Raw genomic sequence first — 19,636 nt, 5'->3', positions numbered from 1 at the left:
GCGTTGCGTCTGGTCGCGATACGTGAAGGACCCTTTCTCCTGGCGGAAGTTGCCGAGATGATGATCCGGAAAAGTTGGAGCCGGGGCGGCGGGTGGCGCAAGCAAGCGCGCCGATCTCTCGTACAGTTTGCGCCGTGGGATCTCTGCGCAATCCGGTCGGGCCGCTTCCCTCCTCCATCTACTGGCGACGGAGGGTCGTCATGGTGTCGGTGGTCGCCGTGTTGGCGCTGCTGATCACCTGGATCGTCACGGCCGGTGACGGGGGCGGCAAGAAGGACACCGACGCGTCCAACGGCAAGAACCCCGTGTCCACGATCACGCCGGGGCCCTCCCCGTCCGGGTCCGCGATCAGCCAACACCCGGGCGGGCGCAACGAGTCGAGCGGCGGCGGAGACGCCGGCGGGACCGGGTCCGGGTCGGACGGCAAGGGCGACTCCGGCTCGGCGGGGTCCGACGGTGGTTCGGGCGGTGGCTCGGGTTCGGGTTCCGGTGGGGGCGATGTCGGTACGGGCGACGTACTGCCGGCGTCCTCCTCGCTGCCCAAGTGCACGGCCGGAGCGGTCACGTTGAGCCTGCGCAGCCTGCACAACTCGTACTCGCCGGACCAGGTGCCGACGTTCGAACTCGTCGCGAAGAACGCGTCGTCCAGTGACTGCAAGGTCGATCTCGGGCCGAAGAGCGCGGTGTTGACGATCACGACGGCCGACAGCAGTGACGCCTACTGGTCCTCGGGCGACTGCCCGAAGGGTGCGGCGAGCCTGGTGTTCCGGGTGTCCGCGGGGCAGAGCATCACGTACGCCGTGAAGTGGGACCGCAAGCCGAGCGCTCCCCAGTGCGGGACGCCTCCGGCGGGCTCGGCCAAGCCCGGGACCTACCTGCTGGAGGCCAAGACCCCGGGGTTCACGAAGTCTCAGGCCTCGTTCGTACTGTCGGCGGATTAGCGACCGCCCGAAGCCACCGAGGGCGCCGGCCCGCACCGGGCCCGCAGCTACGACGGACCCGGTAGTCCCCGGATCAGACGTACCGCTCCAGAATCGACGACTCGGCCAGCCGCGACAGGCCCTCCCGCACGCTGCGGGCACGCGCCTCGCCGACCCCGTCCACCGCCTGGAGGTCGTCCACGCTCGCGGCAAGCAGCTTCTGCAGGCCGCCGAAGTGTTCCACCAGGCGGTCGATGATCGCCCCCGGCAACCTCGGCACCTTCGCCAGCAGGCGGAAGCCCCGCGGGGACACCGCCGAGTCGAGGGTCTCGGGGGAGCCGGTGTAGCCCAGCGCACGCGCCACCGTGCCCATCTCCAGCAGTTCTGCGTGGGAGAGCGCGTCCAGCTCGGACAGCGCCTCCTCGACCGTGCGGGAGCGCTTCGCCGTGGGCTCGGGGACGTAGTCCCGGACGACCAGCTCGCGGTCGGGCTCCACCCCGGCGATCAACTCCTCCAGCTGCAGCGCCAGAAGCCGACCATCGGTGCCCAGTTCGACCACATATTCAGCGATTTCGGTGGCAATGCGCCGGACCATCTCAAGACGCTGGGCGACCGCGGACACGTCGCGGACCGTCACCAGGTCCTCGATCTCCAGCGCCGACAGCGTGCCCGCGACCTCGTCCAGCCGGAGCTTGTACCGCTCCAGGGTGGCCAGCGCCTGGTTCGCGCGGGACAGGATCGCCGCCGAGTCCTCCAGCACGCGCCGCTGCCCGTCGACGTACAGGGCGATCAGCCGCATGGACTGGGAGACGGAGACCACGGGGAAGCCCACCTGCTTCGAGACGCGGTCCGCCGTGCGGTGCCGCGTGCCCGTCTCTTCCGTCGGGATCGTCGGGTCCGGCACCAGCTGCACGCCGGCCCGCAGGATCTTCGAAAGGTCGGAGGAGACCACGATGCCGCCGTCGAGCTTGCACAGCTCCCGCAGGCGGGTGGCCGTGAACTCGACGTCCAGGACGAACCCGCCCGTGCACATCGTCTCGACGGTCTTGTCGGAGCCGAGCACGATGAGCCCGCCGGTGTTGCCGCGGAGCACCCGCTCGAGGCCGTCACGCAGGGCCGTGCCCGGAGCCACTGCGCTCAGTGCGGCGCGCATCAGGCCCTCGGCACGGGAACTCCCACCGGACTTTCCGGGAGCTGCCGCCCGGTCGTTGGCTGCCACTGCACTCCTCCGGTCGCAGGTTCTGAGGCGCTCCCGTTTCGCGCACTCGGTTCGTACGGACGGGCGAGACCTGGGCAAAGTCTACCGGCGGTCCTCCGCCTCCCGTGGGGCCTCTCGGCGACGGGAGCGCGGCAGGACCCTGAGCGCGTCCCCCATGTCGGCGACTTCCAGGACCTTCATCCCGGACGGGACCTTGCCCGGATCACCCGGCACGAGTGCATGTGTGAAGCCCAGCCGGTGCGCCTCGGCGAGCCTGCGCTGCACGCCTGTGACCCGTCTGACCTCGCCTGCCAGGCCGACCTCGCCGATCGCGACGAGGTTCTTGGGCAGCGGGGTGTCGCTGGCGGCCGAGGCGAGCGCGAGGGCGATCGCGAGGTCGGCGGCCGGCTCGGAAAGCTTCACGCCGCCCACCGTCGCCGAGTAGATGTCCCGCTTGCCGAGCGCGCTGATCCGGCCCCGCTGCTCCAGCACCGCGAGCATCATCGACACCCGGGAGGTCTCCAGGCCCGAGGTGGTCCGGCGCGGGGAGGGGATCTGGGAGTCCACGGTCAGCGCCTGCACCTCCGCCACCAGCGGGCGGCGGCCCTCCAGGGTGACCGTCAGGCAGGTACCGGGAACCGGTTCGTCACGACGGGTCAGGAAGAGCCCGCTGGGGTCCGCGAGGCCCGTGATGCCCTCGTCGTGCAGCTCGAAGCAGCCGACCTCGTCGGTGGCGCCGTAGCGGTTCTTCACGCCCCGCACCAGGCGCAGGCGCGCGTGCCGGTCGCCCTCGAAGTGCAGGACGACGTCCACCAGGTGCTCCAGCAGCCGGGGGCCGGCGATCGCGCCGTCCTTGGTGACGTGGCCCACCAGCAGCGTGGACATGCCGCGCTCCTTGGAGGCGCGGATCAGAGCGCCGGCCACCTCGCGGACCTGGGCCATGCCGCCGGGCGCGCCGTCGATCTCCGGGGAGGCCACCGTCTGCACCGAGTCGAGGATCAGCAGGGACGGCTTCACCGCGTCCAAGTGACCGAGCACGGCGGCCAGATCGGTCTCGGCGGCGAGGTACAGATCGTCGTCGAGGGCGCCGATGCGGTCGGCGCGCAGCCTGACCTGGCTCGCGGACTCCTCGCCGGTCACATAGAGGGTGCGGTGCTCCTCGCTCGCCGACTTGGCGGCCACGTCCAGCAGCAGGGTGGACTTGCCGACGCCGGGCTCGCCCGCGAGCAGCACGACCGCGCCGGGCACGAGACCGCCGCCGAGCACCCGGTCCAGCTCCGGCACGCCGGTCGAGCGGGCGATGGCCTGGCGGCTGTCGACCTGGCCGATGGGCACCGCGGAGCTGGTGACCCGGCCCGGAGCCGTCGTACGGACCGCGGGCGCGCCGTACTCCTCGACCGTCCCCCAGGCCTGGCACTCGGGGCAGCGGCCGAGCCACTTGGCCGTCTGCCAGCCGCACTCGGTGCAGCGGTAGGACGGTCGGTCCTTGGTGGTCTTGGTACGGGCAGCCATGCGGAAACCGTAGCCCGCGGCACTGACAGCGCCCGCTCGGGGCGTATGTGGGTGGATCGGTATTGGCCAGTGCCCGTCGGATTCGAGCCACGGAATAAAACGTTCCTGTCCCCTTATGAGGGATCGTTTCACCCGTACGGATTAAAAGTGCTCAAGGTGCAAGAAGGTGCACTCCGTCGCCGCCTACGGTCGCACAGGTGATGAGCAGCAGTCCTCAGACCACGACCCGCACCGCCGGCGCGCACCGGGCGCATCGAGAGGCGCGCGATCGAGCCGCCGCGCGCACCCTCGCCCAGCGGCCGCCGGCGCGCTACGAGCCGTACCTGGACGGTCTGTTCACCTACTGCCTGTCGGTGCTGTGCGACCACGACGCGGCCACCGCCGCCCTCGGGGACGTCCTGGTGCTGGCCGAGCGGCGCGGGCAGCGTGTCCCGGAGGCCCCCGCCGACCGCAGGGCCTGGCTGTACGCGCTGGCCCGCTGGGCATGCCTGCGCGGGCTCGCCGAGGCCAAGCAGAAACGTCAGGCCAGTCACGCCGCGGGCCGGCCCGCGGCCAAGAGACAGGTACCCGATCCGCCCGTCGCCCCGGAGATCCAGGAGCAGCGACGCCGCGAACTGGCCCTGCTCGCGTGGCCGGAGGCGGCAGGTACCACCCCCGAGCAGCGCGAGGCCCTGGAACTCGCCGTCCGCCACCACCTCGCCGCCCCCGAGGTCGCCGCCGTCCTCGGCATGGAGCCCGCCGCCGCGCGCGAGTTGCTCGCCTCCGCTGCCTGCGAGGTCGAGCGCACCCGCGCCGCACTCGCCGTGGTCGAGACCGGCGGGTGCCCGAGCGTGGCCCATCTGACCGGAGACAGTCAGCTGGTCCTCAGCACGGCCCTGCGCCGCGAGCTGGTCCGGCACGTCGACGACTGCCCGCGCTGCCGCCGTACCGCCGAGCGCGCGGTGCCCGGCCAGTGGCCCGGCGCCACGGTCACCCCGGCCGAGCTGCCCGTCCTGGAGGCACCGCGCACCACCCTGCACGTCGCCCTCGCGCACCAGCCGCGCGCGCGGGGCACGGCCGTGCCCCGCTTCGACCGGCGGGGTTTCCCGATGGATCCCAAGGACCGCGCGGCCCGTCGTGACCGCCTACGCGCGCGTGCCGTCACCACGACCGTCGTCGCCACCGTCGTCGCAGCCCCCGTGCTCGCCCTGTGGGCCGCCTACCGGGGTACCCCGGACGCCGAGGACGGACGCTCGGCCACCGCGCGCGAGGCGCAGGGGCCCGACGCGCTCGGCAGCGACACCGCCGGCGGCTACGAGAACGCCGGAAACGCCAGCGCGAAGCCCGGCGGCCCAGGCAAGGACGGCAAGTCGGACGTCTCCGTGGAGGTCATCAGCGTCTCCGGAGGAGACAAGAAGGGCGCGGGCCAGCTCGCGGTCAGCGCCGCCAACGACGGCGACACCACGCTGATCACCCTCACCGCCTCCGGTTCCGGCCCCGTGCGCTGGTCCGCCACCACCTCCGCGGCCTGGCTCTACCTCAGCCAGTCCACGGGAACCCTCGCCCCCGGCGAGACGTTGACGATCAAGGTGTACGTCGACCATCTCCGCGAGCCCTCCGGCCACTGGCGCGCACAGGTGGCCGTCTCACCGGCCGGTGCGGTGGTCACCATCGACGGCTACGGCACCGCCCCGACCCGCCCGACGACCCCGCCCACGCCCCCGGGCACCCCCGACCCGAGCCCGTCGTCCTCACCTCCGACGGACCCGCCGTCCAGTCAGTCCCCGACCCCGACCGACCCGAGCCCCAGCCCCACGGCCCCCACCCCGTCCGACCCCCCGAGTCCGTCCCCGTCCCCGAGCGACGACGGAACTCCGAGCCCGTCGGACAGCTAGAGACGCGCCAGACGCGGCGGTCCGGTCAGCGCGGGGCCGCGCAGCTCACCCGGCCCGGCCCCAGACAGCCCCGCCGTCCCCCATGGGCAGCGCGACGTCCCGGGGCCCCTCCGGCAGCCCTATGCCGGATCCGCCGGATGCGGTGCCACCAGGGGCAGCTGCGAGGCCAGTCGCTGTTCGCACAGCTCGACCAGACGGTCGTAACCGGCCTTGCCCATCAGCTCGGTCAGTTCCGCGCGGTAGGAGACGTACACCGGGTCGCCCGCGCCGTGTGCCGAGGTCGCCGACGTGCACCACCAGTGCAGGTCATGGCCGCCCGGGCCCCAGCCCCGGCGGTCGTACTCACCGATGGAGACCTGCAGGACGCGGGTGTCGTCGGGGCGGTCGATCCAGTCGTAGGTGCGCCGGATCGGCAGCTGCCAGCACACGTCCGGCTTGGTCTCCAGCGGCTCCCGGCCCTCCTTCAGGGCCAGGATGTGCAGCGAGCAGCCCGCGCCGCCGACGAACCCGGGACGGTTCTGGAAGATGCACGAGCCCTGGAAGGGCCGGGTCTGGCGGGATCCGTCCTCGTCCTCGGAGATCCAGCCGCCCCGCGTGCCCTCGTCGTGGTGCTGCCAGATCTCCGGGGTGAGCCGCGCCACGTGCTCGGCGACGCGCTTCTCGTCGTCCTCGTCGGAGAAGTGGGCCCCCAGCGAGCAGCATCCGTCGTCCGCGCGGCCCGCCTGGATGCCCTGGCAGCCGCTGCCGAAGATGCAGTTCCAGCGCGAGGTCAGCCAGGTCAGATCGCAGCGGAAGATCTGCTCGTCGTCCGCGGGATCCGGGAACTCCACCCAGGCTCGCGCGAAGTCGAGACCCTTCTCGTCGTTCACCTTCGGGCCTTTCCCGGACGTCGACGCCTTCACCTGCGAAGGATCCTTCGACCCCTTGGAGGATGTGGGCATCTTGCCCGACTTGGCACCCTTGGTGTTCTTGGTGCTCTTGTCGGAGTTAGCCTTTTTCGTCTTTGGCACCCGTCCAGGGTAAGTGGCCCGAGGCCGCTTCGGGGACCGAGCACAGCGGTTCTGGCAGTAGCGTTCCGTACATGAGACTCGGTGTCCTGGACGTGGGTTCGAACACGGTGCATCTGCTGGTGGTGGACGCTCACCCCGGCGCACGCCCGCTGCCCGCGCATTCGCACAAGGCCGAACTTCGGCTCGCCCAGCTGCTCGACGACAGCGGTGCCATAGGTGATGACGGTGTCGAGAAGCTGATCGCGGTCGTACAGGACGCACTCCAGGCCGCCGAGGACAAGGGTGTGGAGGACCTGCTGCCGTTCGCGACCTCCGCGGTGCGCGAGGCCACCAACGCCGACGAGGTTCTCGCGCGCGTGGAGGACGAGACCGGCGTGCGACTCCAGGTCCTCAGCGGTCCGGAGGAGGCACGGCTCACCTTCCTCGCCGTCCGCCGCTGGTACGGCTGGTCCGCCGGAAAGCTGTTGGTCCTGGACATCGGCGGCGGCTCCCTGGAGATCGCCTTCGGTATCGACGAGGAGCCGGACGCCGCCGTCTCCCTCCCGCTCGGCGCCGGCCGCCTCACCGCCGGCTGGCTGCCCGCCGACCCGCCCGACCCCGAGGACGTCCGCGCCCTGCGCCGCCACGCTCGCGCGCAGATCGCCCGGACCGTCGGCGAGTTCCACCGCTTCGGCACCCCCGACCACGTGGTCGCCACCTCCAAGACCTTCAAGCAGCTGGCCCGCATCGCCGGTGCCGCCCGCAGCGCCGAGGGCCTCTACATCCAGCGCGACCTCAAGCGGGAGTCCCTGGAGGCCTGGGTCCCCCGCCTGGCGGGCATGTCCACGCAACAGCGCGCCGAACTCCCCGGAGTCTCCGACGGCCGAGCCGGTCAGCTGCTGGCGGGGGCACTGGTGGCCGAGGGCGCGATGGATCTTTTCGGGGTGGAGAGCCTGGAGGTCTGCCCGTGGGCCCTGCGCGAGGGCGTGATCCTGCGGCGTCTCGATCACATGGGTTCGGCTTGACTGCGTGAAGGGGTGCGGGCCGTGTCGGTGGGCGGCTCCGCGGTGTGAGCACAGGCAACCACGGCACACCCGCACCCGCCCGAATGGCGAACGTCACAACGGCGAATAGGCACCCCACCCCCTCACCGCTCGACCCCGTAAGGTGACGGACGTGGCTGAACCAAGGGACGTGTCCGTCGCGCTGTCGACAGCCTCCGTTTACCCGGAGTCGACGGCGACGGCCTTCGAGATCGCCGCGCGCCTCGGGTACGACGGCGTCGAGGTCATGGTCTGGACCGACCCGGTCAGCCAGGACATCGAGGCCCTGCGCCGCCTGTCCGACTACCACGGCATTCCGATCCTGGCCGTGCACGCCCCCTGCCTGCTGATCACCCAGCGGGTCTGGTCCACAGACCCCTGGGTCAAGCTCCAGCGGGCAAGGGCTGCCGCGGAGAAGCTCGGCGCCTCCACCGTCGTCGTGCACCCGCCCTTCCGCTGGCAGCGGCAGTACGCCCGCGACTTCGTCTCCGGGATCTGGCGGATGGCGCACGAGACCGACGTACGGTTCGCCGTCGAGAACATGTACCCGTGGCGCTACCGCGACCGCGAGATGCTGGCCTACGCGCCCGAGTGGGACGTCACCAAGGACGACTACCGGCACTTCACGATCGACCTCAGCCACGCGGCGACGGCCCGCACGGACGCGCTGGCCATGCTCGACCGCATGGGCGACCGCCTCGGCCACGTCCACCTCGCCGACGGCCGGGGCTCGGCCAAGGACGAGCACCTGGTCCCCGGGCGTGGCACCCAGCCCTGTGCCGAGCTGCTGGAGCGCCTTGCGCGCACCGGTTACGACGGCCATGTCGTCATCGAGGTCAACACCCGCCGGGCGATGTCCAGCGCCGAGCGCGAGGCCGACCTCGCCGAGGCCCTGGCCTTCACCCGCGAGCACCTGGCCGCCGCCGTGAAGGTGCCCCGGCGATGACCGGGGCGACCGCACGCCGAAGGGGCCGGCCGCCGCGCGCCGAGTCCGGCGACACCCGCGACCGGATCCTCGCCGCGGCCCGCGAGGAGTTCTCCGAACGCGGGTACGAGAAGACGTCCGTACGCGGCATCGCCAAGGCTGCCGGGGTCGACTCGGCGCTGGTCCACCACTACTTCGGCACCAAGGAACAGGTCTTCGAGGCGGCCATCGAGGTCGCCTTCGCACCCGCACTCAACGCGCCGAACGCGGTGGCCGACGGCCCGCTGGACGGGGTGGGGGAGCGGCTGACCCGCTTCGTCTTCGGCGTCTGGGAGAACCCCACGACCCGTACGCCCCTGCTCGCGATCCTCCGGTCCGCCGTGAACAACGAGACCGCGGCCGCCGTCTTCCGCCGCCTCGTCGCCGCCCAGCTGCTGCGCCGCATCGCCGCCCAGGTGGACCTGCCGGACGCGGAGCTGCGGGCCGAGCTTGCGGCCGCGCAGCTGGTGGGCACGGCGATGATGCGCTACGTGATCAAGCTGGAGCCGCTGGCCTCGGCGGATCTGGAGCAGATCATCGCGCGGGTGGCGCCGGTGGTGCAGGGACATCTGACCCAGCCCTGAGAGTGACGCGGTCCTGAAGGCGACGCAGCCCTGACGTCGGGGTTCCGTGAAACACGCGTCCCGCATTCCGGACAACCTTGTCCAGCCCTTGGAGGGGCGGCGTACGCTCGTAGGGAGTCAGAAGTCTCTCTGATCGCAGTCTCTGAAGGAGCGAGCGACGATGCCCGAGCTGAGGTCCCGCACAGTCACCCACGGCCGCAACATGGCGGGCGCCCGCGCCCTTATGCGCGCCTCCGGTGTACCCGGTGCGGACATCGGCCGGAAGCCGATCATCGCGGTCGCCAACTCCTTCACGGAGTTCGTCCCCGGCCACACCCACCTGCAGCCGGTCGGCCGGATCGTCAGCGAGGCGATCAAGGAGGCCGGCGGCATCCCGCGCGAGTTCAACACGATCGCGGTCGACGACGGCATCGCCATGGGCCACGGCGGCATGCTGTACTCCCTGCCCTCCCGCGACCTGATCGCGGACTCGGTGGAGTACATGGTCGAGGCCCACTGCGCCGACGCCCTGGTCTGCATCTCCAACTGCGACAAGATCACCCCGGGCATGCTGATCGCCGCCCTGCGCCTGAACATCCCGACGGTCTTCGTCTCCGGCGGCCCGATGGAGTCCGGCCGCGCCACCCTGGTGGACGGCACGGTCCGCACCCTCGACCTGGTCGACGCGATCTCCGACGCCGTCAACGACAAGATCTCCGACGAGGACATCCTCCGGATCGAGGAGAACGCCTGCCCGACCTGCGGCAGCTGTTCCGGCATGTTCACCGCCAACTCGATGAACTGCCTGACCGAGGCCATCGGCCTCTCCCTCCCCGGCAACGGCTCGGTCCTCGCCACACACACGGCCCGCCGCCGGCTCTACGAGGACGCGGCCCGCACGGTCATGGACCTCACCCGCCGCTACTACGAGCAGGACGACGAGTCGGCCCTCCCGCTCAACATCGCGACGTTCGCGGCCTTCGAGAACGCCATGGCCCTGGACATCGCGATGGGCGGCTCCACGAACACGATCCTGCACCTGCTGGCCGCCGCCCAGGAGGCGGGCGTCCCGTTCGGCCTGGAGCAGATCGACGCCGTCTCCCGCCGCGTCCCCTGCCTGGCCAAGGTCGCGCCCAACGTCGCGAAGAACCGCACGTACTACATGGAGGACGTGCACCGCGCCGGCGGCATCCCCGCCCTCCTCGGCGAACTGCACCGCGCGGGCCTGCTGAACGAGGACGTCCACGCGGTCCACAGCCCCTCCCTGGCCGACTGGATGAAGACCTGGGACGTCCGCGGCGGCTCCCCGTCCCCCGAGGCCGTGGAACTGTGGCACGCGGCCCCCGGCTGCGTCCGCTCCGCCGAGGCCTTCTCGCAGTCCGAGCGCTGGGAGTCCCTGGACGACGACGCCGAGAGCGGCTGCATCCGCTCCGCCGAGCACGCGTACTCCAAGGACGGCGGCCTGGCGGTCCTCAAGGGCAACCTGGCGGTCGACGGCTGCGTCGTGAAGACCGCCGGCGTGGACGAGTCCATCTGGACCTTCGAGGGCCCGGCCGTGGTCTGCGAGTCCCAGGAGGAGGCCGTCCAGCGCATCCTCACCCAGGAGGTCAAGGAGGGCGACGTCGTCGTCATCCGCTACGAGGGCCCCAAGGGCGGCCCCGGCATGCAGGAGATGCTCTACCCGACCTCGTACCTGAAGGGCCGCGGCCTGGGCAAGCACTGCGCCCTGATCACCGACGGCCGCTTCTCCGGCGGCACGTCCGGCCTCTCCATCGGCCACGCGTCCCCCGAGGCGGCCTCCGGCGGCACGATCGCCCTGGTCCAGGACGGCGACCGCATCCGCATCGACATCCCGAACCGCACGATCGAGCTGCTGGTCGACGAGGCGGAGCTGATGCGACGCGAGCAGGCCCTCGGCGGCGTCTACGCCCCCAAGAACCGCGAGCGCAAGGTCTCGGCCGCGCTGCGCGCCTACGCCGCGATGGCCACCAGCGCGGACAAGGGTGCGGTGCGGGACGTGAGCAAGCTGGGCTGACCGTTCACCAAAAAGGGGCCGCTTCCCGGAAGGGAGCGGCCCCTTTCGCACGTCACCAGGCCGAGGGGTCGCGTGCGTCGAGGGCGAAGACGGTGCCGTCGGGGGCGGTGGCACACACGCGACGGCCTACGACGACCGGTGCGGGCGGTGCTCCCGCAACCCGGGCCGAGTGGCTGCCGAGCCGGGCTTCGGTCTGCCCGACGAGCCTCCCCCCGGCCGCGTCGACGGCGAGCAGCCGCCCGTCGCCCGCGCTGAAGTACACCCTCGCGCCGTCGGTGACCGGTGCCGACCCCCGGCTCACGGAGGTCTCCAGCCGCCACAGCTGCTTCTGCGCGTCCAGGTCGACGGCGACCAGGGAACCACCGGTGGCCAGGAGGTAGACGAGGGAGCCCCGTACGGTCGCGTGAGCGTCGTCGAGCGCGACGGGCAACCTCACCCGGCTCGTCTGCCTGGAGGCGGCCGTGTAGCGGACGACCTCCTTGGTCTGTCCGTAGACGCTGTCGACGGACAGGAAGAACACCGAGCCGCCCCGGGCACCGAACGGCCGCAGAGATCCGGCGAGCCGGACGTCCCACCGTACGTGCCCCGTGCGCGGATCCACCGCGGTCACCTGCGTGCTCGAGCCGTCACCGGAGGTACGGGCCGCGTAGACCGACGAGTCCCCCGGGAACGAGAGGAAGGCCGGTGCGCCCTGACCGGTGAACCCGCGCTGCCACTTCGCCTCACCGGTCGCCGCGTCCACCCCGGTGACCGTCCCGTCGGCGCGCGTGAGCAGGGCCATGCCGCCCGCGTAACTGATCGTCGTGTCCGGGGGCAGGCTCCGCTCCCAGACCTGCTTGCCCGAGGCGGGGGCGAGAGCCGCCAGACGTGACCCGCCGTTCGTATAGGGCTGCACGAGACCGGCGGAGACCACGGGCGGTTCGCTCGTGGTCTGCGTGGCGACGGAGTGCCGCCACAACAGGGTGCCGTCGGCGGGGGACACGGCGAACACCGCACCGGGCTGGGCGCAGAGCAACTTCCCGGCTCCGTAGGAGCATTGCGGCATGCCCTTGTCCGCCCGGACGGGTTGGGCCGTCCAGCCGACGGAGGCCGTCGACACCGTTCGCGGGCTCCCGTGCTGCGGTGTGGGCCCGCTGTTCTCGAACAGCCGTACCGAGACCAGGGTGCCGAACAGGGCCAGGCCGAGCGCCGCGGCACCGAGGGCCGCCACTCGCCTCCCCGGGAGACGGCGTCTCGCGGACCGCTCCGCGGACTTCTCCGCGGGCTCATCCACGGCCTGCTCGGCACCGGCCTTCGGCTCCCGGTCGTTCTCACTCGTCCGCTGCGCCGGTATGAACGCCTGTGTGTCGTACGAGGCGGCCACCGACCGCAGCTCCCGCATCAGCTCGTCGGGAGTCGGCCGGTCGTCGGGTTCCTTGGCCAGGCAGCGAAGGATCAGCGGCGCCAGACTCTCCGGTACCCCGGTCAGGTCGGGCTCGTCGTGCACCACCTGGTAGGCGACCACATACGGACTGTCGGAGTCGAACGGTCCCCTCCCGGTCGCCGCGTGCACCAGCACCGACCCGAGGGCGAAGATGTCCGCCGCCGGTCCCACTTCCCGCGGCCGCCGGAACTGCTCGGGTGCCATGAACGGCGGTGTACCGATCAACTTGCCGGTCTCGGTCCGCAGTTCGCTGTCCTTGGGCCGGGAGATACCGAAGTCGATGACCTTCGGCCCGTCCTCGGCGAGCAACACGTTGCTCGGCTTCAGATCCCGGTGCACGACCCCCACCCGATGGATGTCGCGCAGCGCCTCGGCGAGCCCGGCCATGAGCCGACGCAGCTGCGCCGCCGGCATCGGACCGTTCCGCTTCACATGCTCGGAGAGGGTCGGACCGGGAATGAACAGCGTGGCCATCCAGGGCCGTTCGGCCTCCGGATCGGCGTCCACGACAGGCGCCGTGAAGGCACCGCTCACCCTCCGAGCGGCGGCCACCTCCTGCCGGAAACGCCCCCTGAACTCGCGATCCCGGGCGAACTCGGCATGTACGACCTTCACCGCGAGCTTCAGTCCCGAGGTGCTCCGGGCCAGATGCACCACGCCCATGCCACCGGAGCCCAGACATGAGTCCAGGTGATACTGACCGGCGTACTCGGGAAGTTCCGCTTCCGCGCCCGCTCCGGTGTTGCGCTGTGGCGTCATGGACCACCCCCGTGCTGTTCGTCCGCGCGCGCGACGCACGGAGCCTAGTCGATGACTCGTACGAGACAGAGGCGGCTTGCTAGCGTCTGCATGCGAGTTGCGCACAGGTGTTTCGCAATTCGCTTCAGGGGAATCAACGTGACCCCATGACAGTCATGGGGACAATGGGGGGAGGCACTCGATGTCTGTCGAGCGCGTCGCAGAAGACGACAACAGCAGTGATGCGGCCGCGGTCGCGACGGAGTCCCTGCGCTACTATTCGGTCGCCCCGGGCGTACGCCTGAACGTCCGCAGTGGGCCCGGCACCAGCTACAACCTCGTCCGCGTCCTGCCCGAGGGTGCCAAGGTCCACATCTACTGCCAGTCGCCGGGCACCGCCATCGCCGGTCCGTACGGCACCTCGAACATCTGGGACAACATCGGCAACGGCGAGTACGTCTCGGACGCCTTCGTCCAGACCGGCAGTGACGGCTACGTCGCCGCCCGCTGCAGCTGACCCCGCGAAGAGCCCGCCTCCGCCCGGAGCCATAATCGTCCCGTGAGCGACGACGAGACCGGCACCCCGGACACCCCGGCGGGCTCCCCGGGCGGCGCGGCCCAGGGCGGCCCCCGCCCCGAGCCCCTCCGCTTCTTCGGCACCTCCTGGGTGGACCACGACAACGGGTACGCGGCCCGCCGAGCCGGCGTGGCCGTCGGCTCCCTCGCCGCGGCCGTCCTCTCCTGCCTGGTCCTGAACTTCGCCTATGAGGGTCTCCAGATCGCCGACACCGGCGCCTTCGTGACCGTTCTGGTCGTCGTCATGTTCGCGATCTGCAGCGCGCTTGCCTTCCGCAACACCTGGGAGGGCTTCGGTCGGCGCCACGATCCCCAGCGCCAGGCCTCGCTGCGCGGCCTGCTCGCCATCGGTTTCGTCGGCTCCCTGCTCGCCCACTTCTTCCGCTCGCTCACCGAGGCCCCGGGCGAGAAGCTGCACCGCGAGGAGTACGAGAAGGCCCGCGAGGAGTACGAGCGGCGGTCCTCCCGGCGCACCGGCAACCCGTCGAAGAAGAAACGGCGCCGGTAAGCGGCAACGGGCGCAGGCGAGCCGTAAAGACGCAGAGATGTAAAGCCGGTAAACGGTAAAGCCCGTAAGCCGGAAAGCGGTATGTCCGCACAGGGCGATGTGCCTGGCCGAAACGCGCTGCTCGCGCCCACAAACCCGCTGTCCCCTCCCACCCCGCCTCGCGCACGATGGCGGCATGACCACGACCTCAGCCTGCCCGGAACCGGCCGCCCCGTCGCCCGCCCTGCGCGCCCACTCCTTCAACGCCGCCGCGGCCCAGTACGCCGCGAACCGCCCCTCCTACCCGCCCGCCCTCTTCGACACCGTCGAAGAGCTGGCCGGCCGGCCGCTGTCCGGTGCCCGGGTCGTGGACGTCGGTGCCGGGACCGGGATCGCGACCGCGCTGCTGGACGCCCGCGGCGCCGACGTCCTCGCGGTCGAACCCGGTGAGGGCATGGCCGCCGAGTTCCGCCGTGCCCTGCCGCACGTTCCGATCGTGCGGGGCAACGGCAACGCCCTCCCCGTCGCGGACGCCCACGCCGACTTCCTCACCTATGCCCAGGCCTGGCACTGGACCGACACCGCGCACTCGGTGCCGGAGGCGCTGCGCGTGCTGCGGCCGGGCGGTGCGCTGGCGCTGTGGTGGAATACCGACGCCCTCGACATCGAGTGGATCGCCGAGGCCGCCGACCGCACCGGCCGGTTCTTCGGCGTGGACATCGCCGCCGAGAAGCGCCGGGCCGGAGACCGCACCGAGCGCGCCGACCCCAGCGGCCGCCTCCGGTTCACCCGCCGCGAGGTCCGCTGGAGCCGCCGGGTCCCGATCGACACCCACCTCGCCAACATCGGCAGCCACTCGGCCTTCCTCGTCACCACCGAGGAGCGCAGGAACGCGTTCCTGGAGGAAGAGCGCGGCCATCTGCTGAAGGTCTTCCCGGACGGCGTCGTAGAGGAGACCTACGACGTCCTTCTGCTCGTCGCGACCAAGCCCTGATCCGACACCTCGTCAACCTCCCAGCAGCAGCGGCGGCCCGGTTCCTTCCCGGGCCGCCGCTTTCGTGTGCGGCACACCTACTTCCTCCCCTTGACGGCACCGGTCGCCGGGAAGATTATTCATCGCATGATGAATTATGCGCCCGATCCACCCGAGCCCACCGCACCGGACGCCGTCCACGCCGAAGACCTCACCGTCGTACGCGGCCCCCGCACCGTCCTCCACCACCTCCGCTTCACCGTCCCGCGCGGCCAGATCACCGGCCTGCTCGGCCCCTCCGGATGCGGCAAGTCCACCCTGATGCGCTCCATCGTCGGCACCCAGGCCAAGGTCACCGGCACCCTCGACGTCCTCGGCCACCCCGCCGGCCATCCCACCCTGCGCAGCCGCATCGGCTACGTCACCCAGGCCCCCTCCGTCTACGACGACCTGACCATCCGCCAGAACCTCGACTACTTCGCCGCGATCCTCGACCCCGGCCGCGCCCCCGCCGAACGCCGCCGGGACGTCGCACGCGTCCTCGCCGACGTCGACCTCACCAGCCACGCCGACGCCCTCGCCGGCAACCTCTCCGGCGGCCAGCGCAGCCGTGTCTCCCTCGCTGTCGCCCTCCTCGGCACGCCTGAACTCCTCGTCCTCGACGAACCGACGGTCGGCCTCGACCCCGTCCTGCGCCGAGACCTGTGGAACCTCTTCCACGACCTCGCCGCCCGAGGCGCCACCCTCCTCGTCTCCTCCCACGTCATGGACGAGGCCGAGCGCTGCCACCGCCTGCTCCTCATGCGCGAGGGCCGGATCCTCGCCGACGACACCCCGGACGCCCTGCGCACCCGTACCGGCACCGACACCGTCGAGGCCGCCTTCCTCCGCCTCGTCGACGAAGCGGACCGAGCAGCCGACGCCGACGCCGCGGACCGCACCAAGGAGACGACCCGATGAGCACGACCACACCGGCAGCGCCCACCGCTCCCGTCACCGCGCCCACCAGCGCCCTGAACGCCGCCCGCACCGCAGCCACCGCGGCCCGCGTCCTGCGCCAGCTCCGCCACGACCCGCGGACCATCGCGCTGCTGATCCTCGTCCCCTGCCTGATGCTGGTCCTGCTGCGCTACGTCTTCGACGTCAGCCCGCGCACCTTCGACAACATCGGCGCCTCCCTGCTCGGCATCTTCCCGCTGATCACGATGTTCCTGGTCACCTCCATCGCCACCCTGCGCGAACGCACCTCGGGCACCCTCGAACGCCTCCTCGCCATGCCCCTCGGCAAGGCCGACCTCATCGCCGGCTACGCCCTCGCCTTCGGCGGCCTCGCAATCGTCCAGTCGGCCCTCGCCACCGGGCTCGCCGTCTGGCTCCTCGGCCTGGACGTCACCGGATCGGCCTGGCTGCTCCTGCTGGTCGCCCTGCTCGACGCCCTGCTCGGCACGGCCCTCGGCCTCTTCGTCTCGGCCTTCGCGGCCTCGGAATTCCAGGCGGTCCAGTTCATGCCCGCGGTGATCTTCCCCCAGCTCCTCCTCTGCGGCCTCTTCACTGCCCGCTCCAACATGCACCCCGTGCTGGAGGCCATCTCCGACGTCCTCCCGATGTCCTACGCCGTCGACGGCATGAACGAGGTCCTCCACCACACGGACATGACGGCGACGTTCGTACGGGACGTCTCGATCGTGGCGGGCTGCGCGGTGCTGGTCCTGACACTCGGAGCAGCGACGCTACGACGGCGCACGGCATAGCCGCGGGCCCACCCGCCGACGGACATTCCGCCTGCCGGACAACCGACCCGCACACCCGACCCCGGTGCCAGACTGAAGCGCATGAGCCAGAAAGTCGCAGTCCTCGGCACCGGCAAGATCGGCGAAGCCCTGCTCAGCGGAATGATCCGGGCCGGCTGGGCCCCCGCCGACCTCCTGGTCACGGCCCGCCGCCCCGAACGCGCCGAAGAACTCCGCAGCCGCTACGGAGTCAGCCCGGTCACCAACCCCGAGGCCGCCAAGACCGCCGACACCCTGATCCTCACGGTCAAACCGCAGGACATGGGCGCCCTCCTGGACGAACTGGCCCCGCACATCCCCGCCGACCGCCTGGTCATCAGCGGAGCCGCCGGCATCCCCACCTCCTTCTTCGAGGAGCGCCTCGCCGCGGGCACCCCGGTCGTCCGCGTCATGACGAACACCCCCGCCCTCGTCGACGAGGCCATGTCCGTCATCTCCGCCGGCAGCCACGCCACCGCCGAGCACGTCGCCCACGCCGAGGAGATCTTCGGCGCCGTCGGCAAGACCCTCCGCGTCCCCGAGTCCCAGCAGGACGCCTGCACCGCCCTGTCCGGCTCCGGCCCGGCGTACTTCTTCTATCTGGTCGAAGCCATGACCGACGCCGGCATCCTGCTCGGCCTGCCCCGCGACAAGGCACACGACCTCATCGTCCAGTCCGCCATCGGCGCCGCCGTGATGCTCCGCGACAGCGGCGAGCACCCCGTCAAGCTCCGCGAGAACGTCACCTCGCCGGCCGGTACGACGATCAACGCCATCCGCGAACTGGAGAACCACGGAGTCCGCGCCGCGCTCATCGCCGCCCTCGAGGCCGCCCGCGACCGCAGCCGCGAACTCGCCTCCGGCAAGAAGGACTGACACCCACCACACCGCAAGGGCGGCGGGCCACCCCGCCGCCCCACGGCTAGTGAGCGGCGCTCAGTGAGCTCAGCGAAGGCTCCGCCACGGGCGGCAGCAACCCGATGGCCCGGTAGGCGGTATCGACGATCGGCCGGGCCATCGCCCGAGCCTTCTCCGCACCATCCCGCAGCACCTCCTCCAGATAGGCAGGATCCGCGCACAGCTCCCTGTGCCTGGCCTGCACGGGCCTGAGAACCTCCACCACGGCCTCGGCTGTGTCCTTCTTCAAAGCGCCGTACGAGTCGTAAACGGCTGCCAGTGACTCAGGGTTCCCGCCCGTGCACGCTGCGAGAATCTCCAGCAGATTCGAGACCCCGGGCCGGGCCTCCCGGTCGTACTCCACGTCCTGCCCGCTGTCGGTCACGGCCCGCATGACCTTCCTGCGCACCACGTCCGGCTCGTCCAGCAGATAGACGATCCCCGGCCCCGAGTCGTCCGACTTCCCCATCTTCGACGTCGGGTCCTGCAGGTTCATCACCCGCGCGGCCACCTTCGGCGGGGTGGCCCTCGGCACCACGAACGTGTGCCCGTACCGCTGGTTGAACCGCACCGCCAGATCCCGTGTCAGCTCCACGTGCTGCGTCTGGTCGTCCCCGACCGGCACCTCGTCCGCCCCGTAGGCCAGGATGTCCGCCGCCATCAGCACCGGATACGTCAGCAGTGACAGCCGCACACTCCCACCCCGCGCACGCTCCCGCGCGGACTTCTCCTTGTACTGGATCATCCGCCGCATCTCGCCGTCCGTCGCCACGCACTCCAGCACGTACGACAGCCGGGTGTGCTCGTCGACATGGCTCTGCAGGAACACGGTGCACAGCGAGGGATCGAGTCCCGACGCCAGCAACAACGTCGCCGCCTGGCGACTGAGCCTGCGCACCCGCGCCGGATCATGGTCCACGGTCAGTGCGTGCAGATCGACGATGCAGAACAGGGAGTCCGCCCGGTGCTGGTCCACCGCGGCCCACTGCCGCATGGCCCCCAGGTAGTTCCCCAGCGTTAGATGTCCGGTCGGCTTGACCCCGCTGAAGACTCGCGTCATCTCTACTCCACCTCCAGGTCGAGACCGCCGTCCCCGTCGGCCGGCCCCCGGAGTCCTGGAGGGAGATACGAGAACGGCCGCCGAGGCGGCGGCCGTTGAGTGCATACGTGAGTGCGGCCGCCGGTCAGGCGGCCCACCAGAGCTGGGTGCACGTATGCGTCATCACGTCGCCCAGCGTACGCCCGCAGAGGGCCCGCCCGCAGCGAGTTGACACACCCCGGCCCGCTACGTAATGTTCTCCGAGTTGTCCGACGTGAGCGCCGACTCCGGTCGGTCCCCGGACAGCCATTCCGCAAGTACCAGCCAGCAATCGGCGACCTGTCGTCGTGCGCATTGGCGTGCGTATTTGCGAAATGAGGAATCCGTGTTCGAAAGGACGCGGCCCCCGATTAGCTCGGGGGCCAGGAATCCGCTAAAGTCTCACTCGTCGGAACGGCCCAACAGCCGGGAAGACAAACCCGCCGACCGGGAATCGGACGCCGAAAGGATCTGATAGAGTCGGAACCGCCGGAAAGGGAAACGCGAGAGCGGAAACCTGGAAAGCGCCGAGGAAATCGGATCGAGAAAAGATCTGATAGAGTCGGAAACACCGAAGGGAAGCCCGGAGGAAAGCCC

18 protein-coding genes are annotated in these 19,636 nt (G+C 71.1%); 12 read left to right on the top strand and 6 right to left on the bottom strand.

Translation table 11 applies throughout. The annotated features are described in order from the left end of the window. The first annotated feature begins 134 nt into the window (after positions 1-134). On the top strand, positions 135-941 hold the full coding sequence (locus ACIRVH_RS35620) for a hypothetical protein (protein ID WP_403962311.1): 807 nt from the start codon (positions 135-137) through the stop codon (positions 939-941). Between the two features lie 73 nt (positions 942-1,014). On the opposite strand, the gene disA is transcribed toward ACIRVH_RS35620, so the two are convergent. Then, positions 1,015-2,139: a DNA integrity scanning diadenylate cyclase DisA gene (gene disA, locus ACIRVH_RS35615; protein ID WP_403962308.1), complete on the bottom strand. Its 1,125-nt coding sequence runs from the start codon at positions 2,137-2,139 to the stop codon at positions 1,015-1,017. Between the two features lie 81 nt (positions 2,140-2,220). Beyond that, positions 2,221-3,630, bottom strand: a complete 1,410-nt coding sequence (gene radA / locus ACIRVH_RS35610) for a DNA repair protein RadA (protein WP_403962305.1) — start codon at positions 3,628-3,630, stop codon at positions 2,221-2,223. 200 nt (positions 3,631-3,830) lie between these two features. Here radA and ACIRVH_RS35605 point away from each other — a divergent pair, with 200 nt between their 5' ends. Continuing rightward, positions 3,831-5,504 carry a hypothetical protein gene (locus ACIRVH_RS35605; protein ID WP_403962302.1) on the top strand — a complete coding sequence of 558 codons (1,674 nt, stop codon included), beginning with the start codon at positions 3,831-3,833 and terminating at the stop codon, positions 5,502-5,504. A 119-nt stretch (positions 5,505-5,623) separates the two neighbouring features. Here ACIRVH_RS35605 and ACIRVH_RS35600 read toward each other — a convergent pair whose 3' ends face one another. Beyond that, positions 5,624-6,514, bottom strand: a complete 891-nt coding sequence (locus tag ACIRVH_RS35600; RefSeq protein WP_403962299.1) for a hypothetical protein — start codon at positions 6,512-6,514, stop codon at positions 5,624-5,626. Between the two features lie 71 nt (positions 6,515-6,585). Between ACIRVH_RS35600 and ACIRVH_RS35595 the strand changes: the two genes are divergently transcribed. From ACIRVH_RS35595 to ilvD, 4 genes are all read left to right on the top strand, one after another. Next, on the top strand, positions 6,586-7,518 hold the full coding sequence (locus tag ACIRVH_RS35595; RefSeq protein ID WP_403962296.1) for a Ppx/GppA family phosphatase: 933 nt from the start codon (positions 6,586-6,588) through the stop codon (positions 7,516-7,518). A gap of 151 nt (positions 7,519-7,669) precedes the next feature. Next, positions 7,670-8,482 carry a sugar phosphate isomerase/epimerase family protein gene (locus ACIRVH_RS35590; RefSeq protein ID WP_403962293.1) on the top strand — a complete coding sequence of 271 codons (813 nt, stop codon included), beginning with the start codon at positions 7,670-7,672 and terminating at the stop codon, positions 8,480-8,482. Continuing rightward, the gene (locus tag ACIRVH_RS35585) at positions 8,479-9,084 is read left to right on the top strand and encodes a TetR family transcriptional regulator (RefSeq protein ID WP_403962290.1); all 606 of its coding nucleotides are present in this window, start codon (positions 8,479-8,481) and stop codon (positions 9,082-9,084) included. Before ACIRVH_RS35590 ends, ACIRVH_RS35585 begins: the two co-directional genes overlap by 4 nt. 160 nt (positions 9,085-9,244) lie before the next feature. Further along, positions 9,245-11,098 carry a dihydroxy-acid dehydratase gene (gene ilvD / locus ACIRVH_RS35580; RefSeq protein WP_403962287.1) on the top strand — a complete coding sequence of 618 codons (1,854 nt, stop codon included), beginning with the start codon at positions 9,245-9,247 and terminating at the stop codon, positions 11,096-11,098. A gap of 52 nt (positions 11,099-11,150) precedes the next feature. Here ilvD and ACIRVH_RS35575 read toward each other — a convergent pair whose 3' ends face one another. Further along, on the bottom strand, positions 11,151-13,280 hold the full coding sequence (locus ACIRVH_RS35575; RefSeq protein ID WP_403962284.1) for a PQQ-binding-like beta-propeller repeat protein: 2,130 nt from the start codon (positions 13,278-13,280) through the stop codon (positions 11,151-11,153). A 181-nt stretch (positions 13,281-13,461) separates the two neighbouring features. Between ACIRVH_RS35575 and ACIRVH_RS35570 the strand changes: the two genes are divergently transcribed. The 6 genes from ACIRVH_RS35570 (at position 13,462) to proC (ending at position 17,940) form a co-directional block, all read left to right on the top strand. Then, positions 13,462-13,776 (top strand): SH3 domain-containing protein, encoded by a 315-nt coding sequence (locus tag ACIRVH_RS35570; protein ID WP_403962281.1) that lies wholly within the window; start codon positions 13,462-13,464, stop codon positions 13,774-13,776. 42 nt (positions 13,777-13,818) lie between these two features. Next, entirely contained in the window at positions 13,819-14,343 is a 525-nt protein-coding gene (locus tag ACIRVH_RS35565; RefSeq protein WP_403962278.1) for an EamA/RhaT family transporter, read from the top strand. 175 nt (positions 14,344-14,518) lie between these two features. After that, a complete protein-coding gene (locus ACIRVH_RS35560) occupies positions 14,519-15,316 on the top strand; it encodes a class I SAM-dependent methyltransferase (protein ID WP_403962276.1) in 798 nt (265 codons plus the stop codon). A 126-nt stretch (positions 15,317-15,442) separates the two neighbouring features. Next, positions 15,443-16,255, top strand: coding sequence for an ABC transporter ATP-binding protein (locus ACIRVH_RS35555; protein ID WP_403962274.1), 813 nt, complete (start codon positions 15,443-15,445; stop codon positions 16,253-16,255). After that, complete coding sequence (locus tag ACIRVH_RS35550; RefSeq protein ID WP_403962272.1) at positions 16,252-17,046, top strand: ABC transporter permease; 795 nt, start codon at positions 16,252-16,254, stop codon at positions 17,044-17,046. Before ACIRVH_RS35555 ends, ACIRVH_RS35550 begins: the two co-directional genes overlap by 4 nt. Positions 17,047-17,127: 81 nt before the next feature. Further along, complete coding sequence (gene proC / locus ACIRVH_RS35545; protein ID WP_403962269.1) at positions 17,128-17,940, top strand: pyrroline-5-carboxylate reductase; 813 nt, start codon at positions 17,128-17,130, stop codon at positions 17,938-17,940. A 46-nt stretch (positions 17,941-17,986) separates the two neighbouring features. Here the strand turns inward: proC and trpS are convergent, their stop codons facing one another. Together trpS and ACIRVH_RS35535 are read right to left on the bottom strand one after the other, a co-directional pair. Continuing rightward, a complete protein-coding gene (trpS, locus tag ACIRVH_RS35540) occupies positions 17,987-19,021 on the bottom strand; it encodes a tryptophan--tRNA ligase (RefSeq protein ID WP_403962266.1) in 1,035 nt (344 codons plus the stop codon). Positions 19,022-19,441: 420 nt separating this feature from the next. Next, on the bottom strand, positions 19,442-19,636 hold a 195-nt coding region (locus ACIRVH_RS35535; protein WP_403962263.1), incomplete at its 5' end, for a hypothetical protein.

This window comes from Streptomyces sp. NPDC101165, from assembly GCF_044768135.1.
Taxonomy (GTDB): Bacteria; Actinomycetota; Actinomycetes; order Streptomycetales; family Streptomycetaceae; genus Streptomyces.
This window is presented reverse-complemented; position numbering and strand designations above follow the sequence as displayed.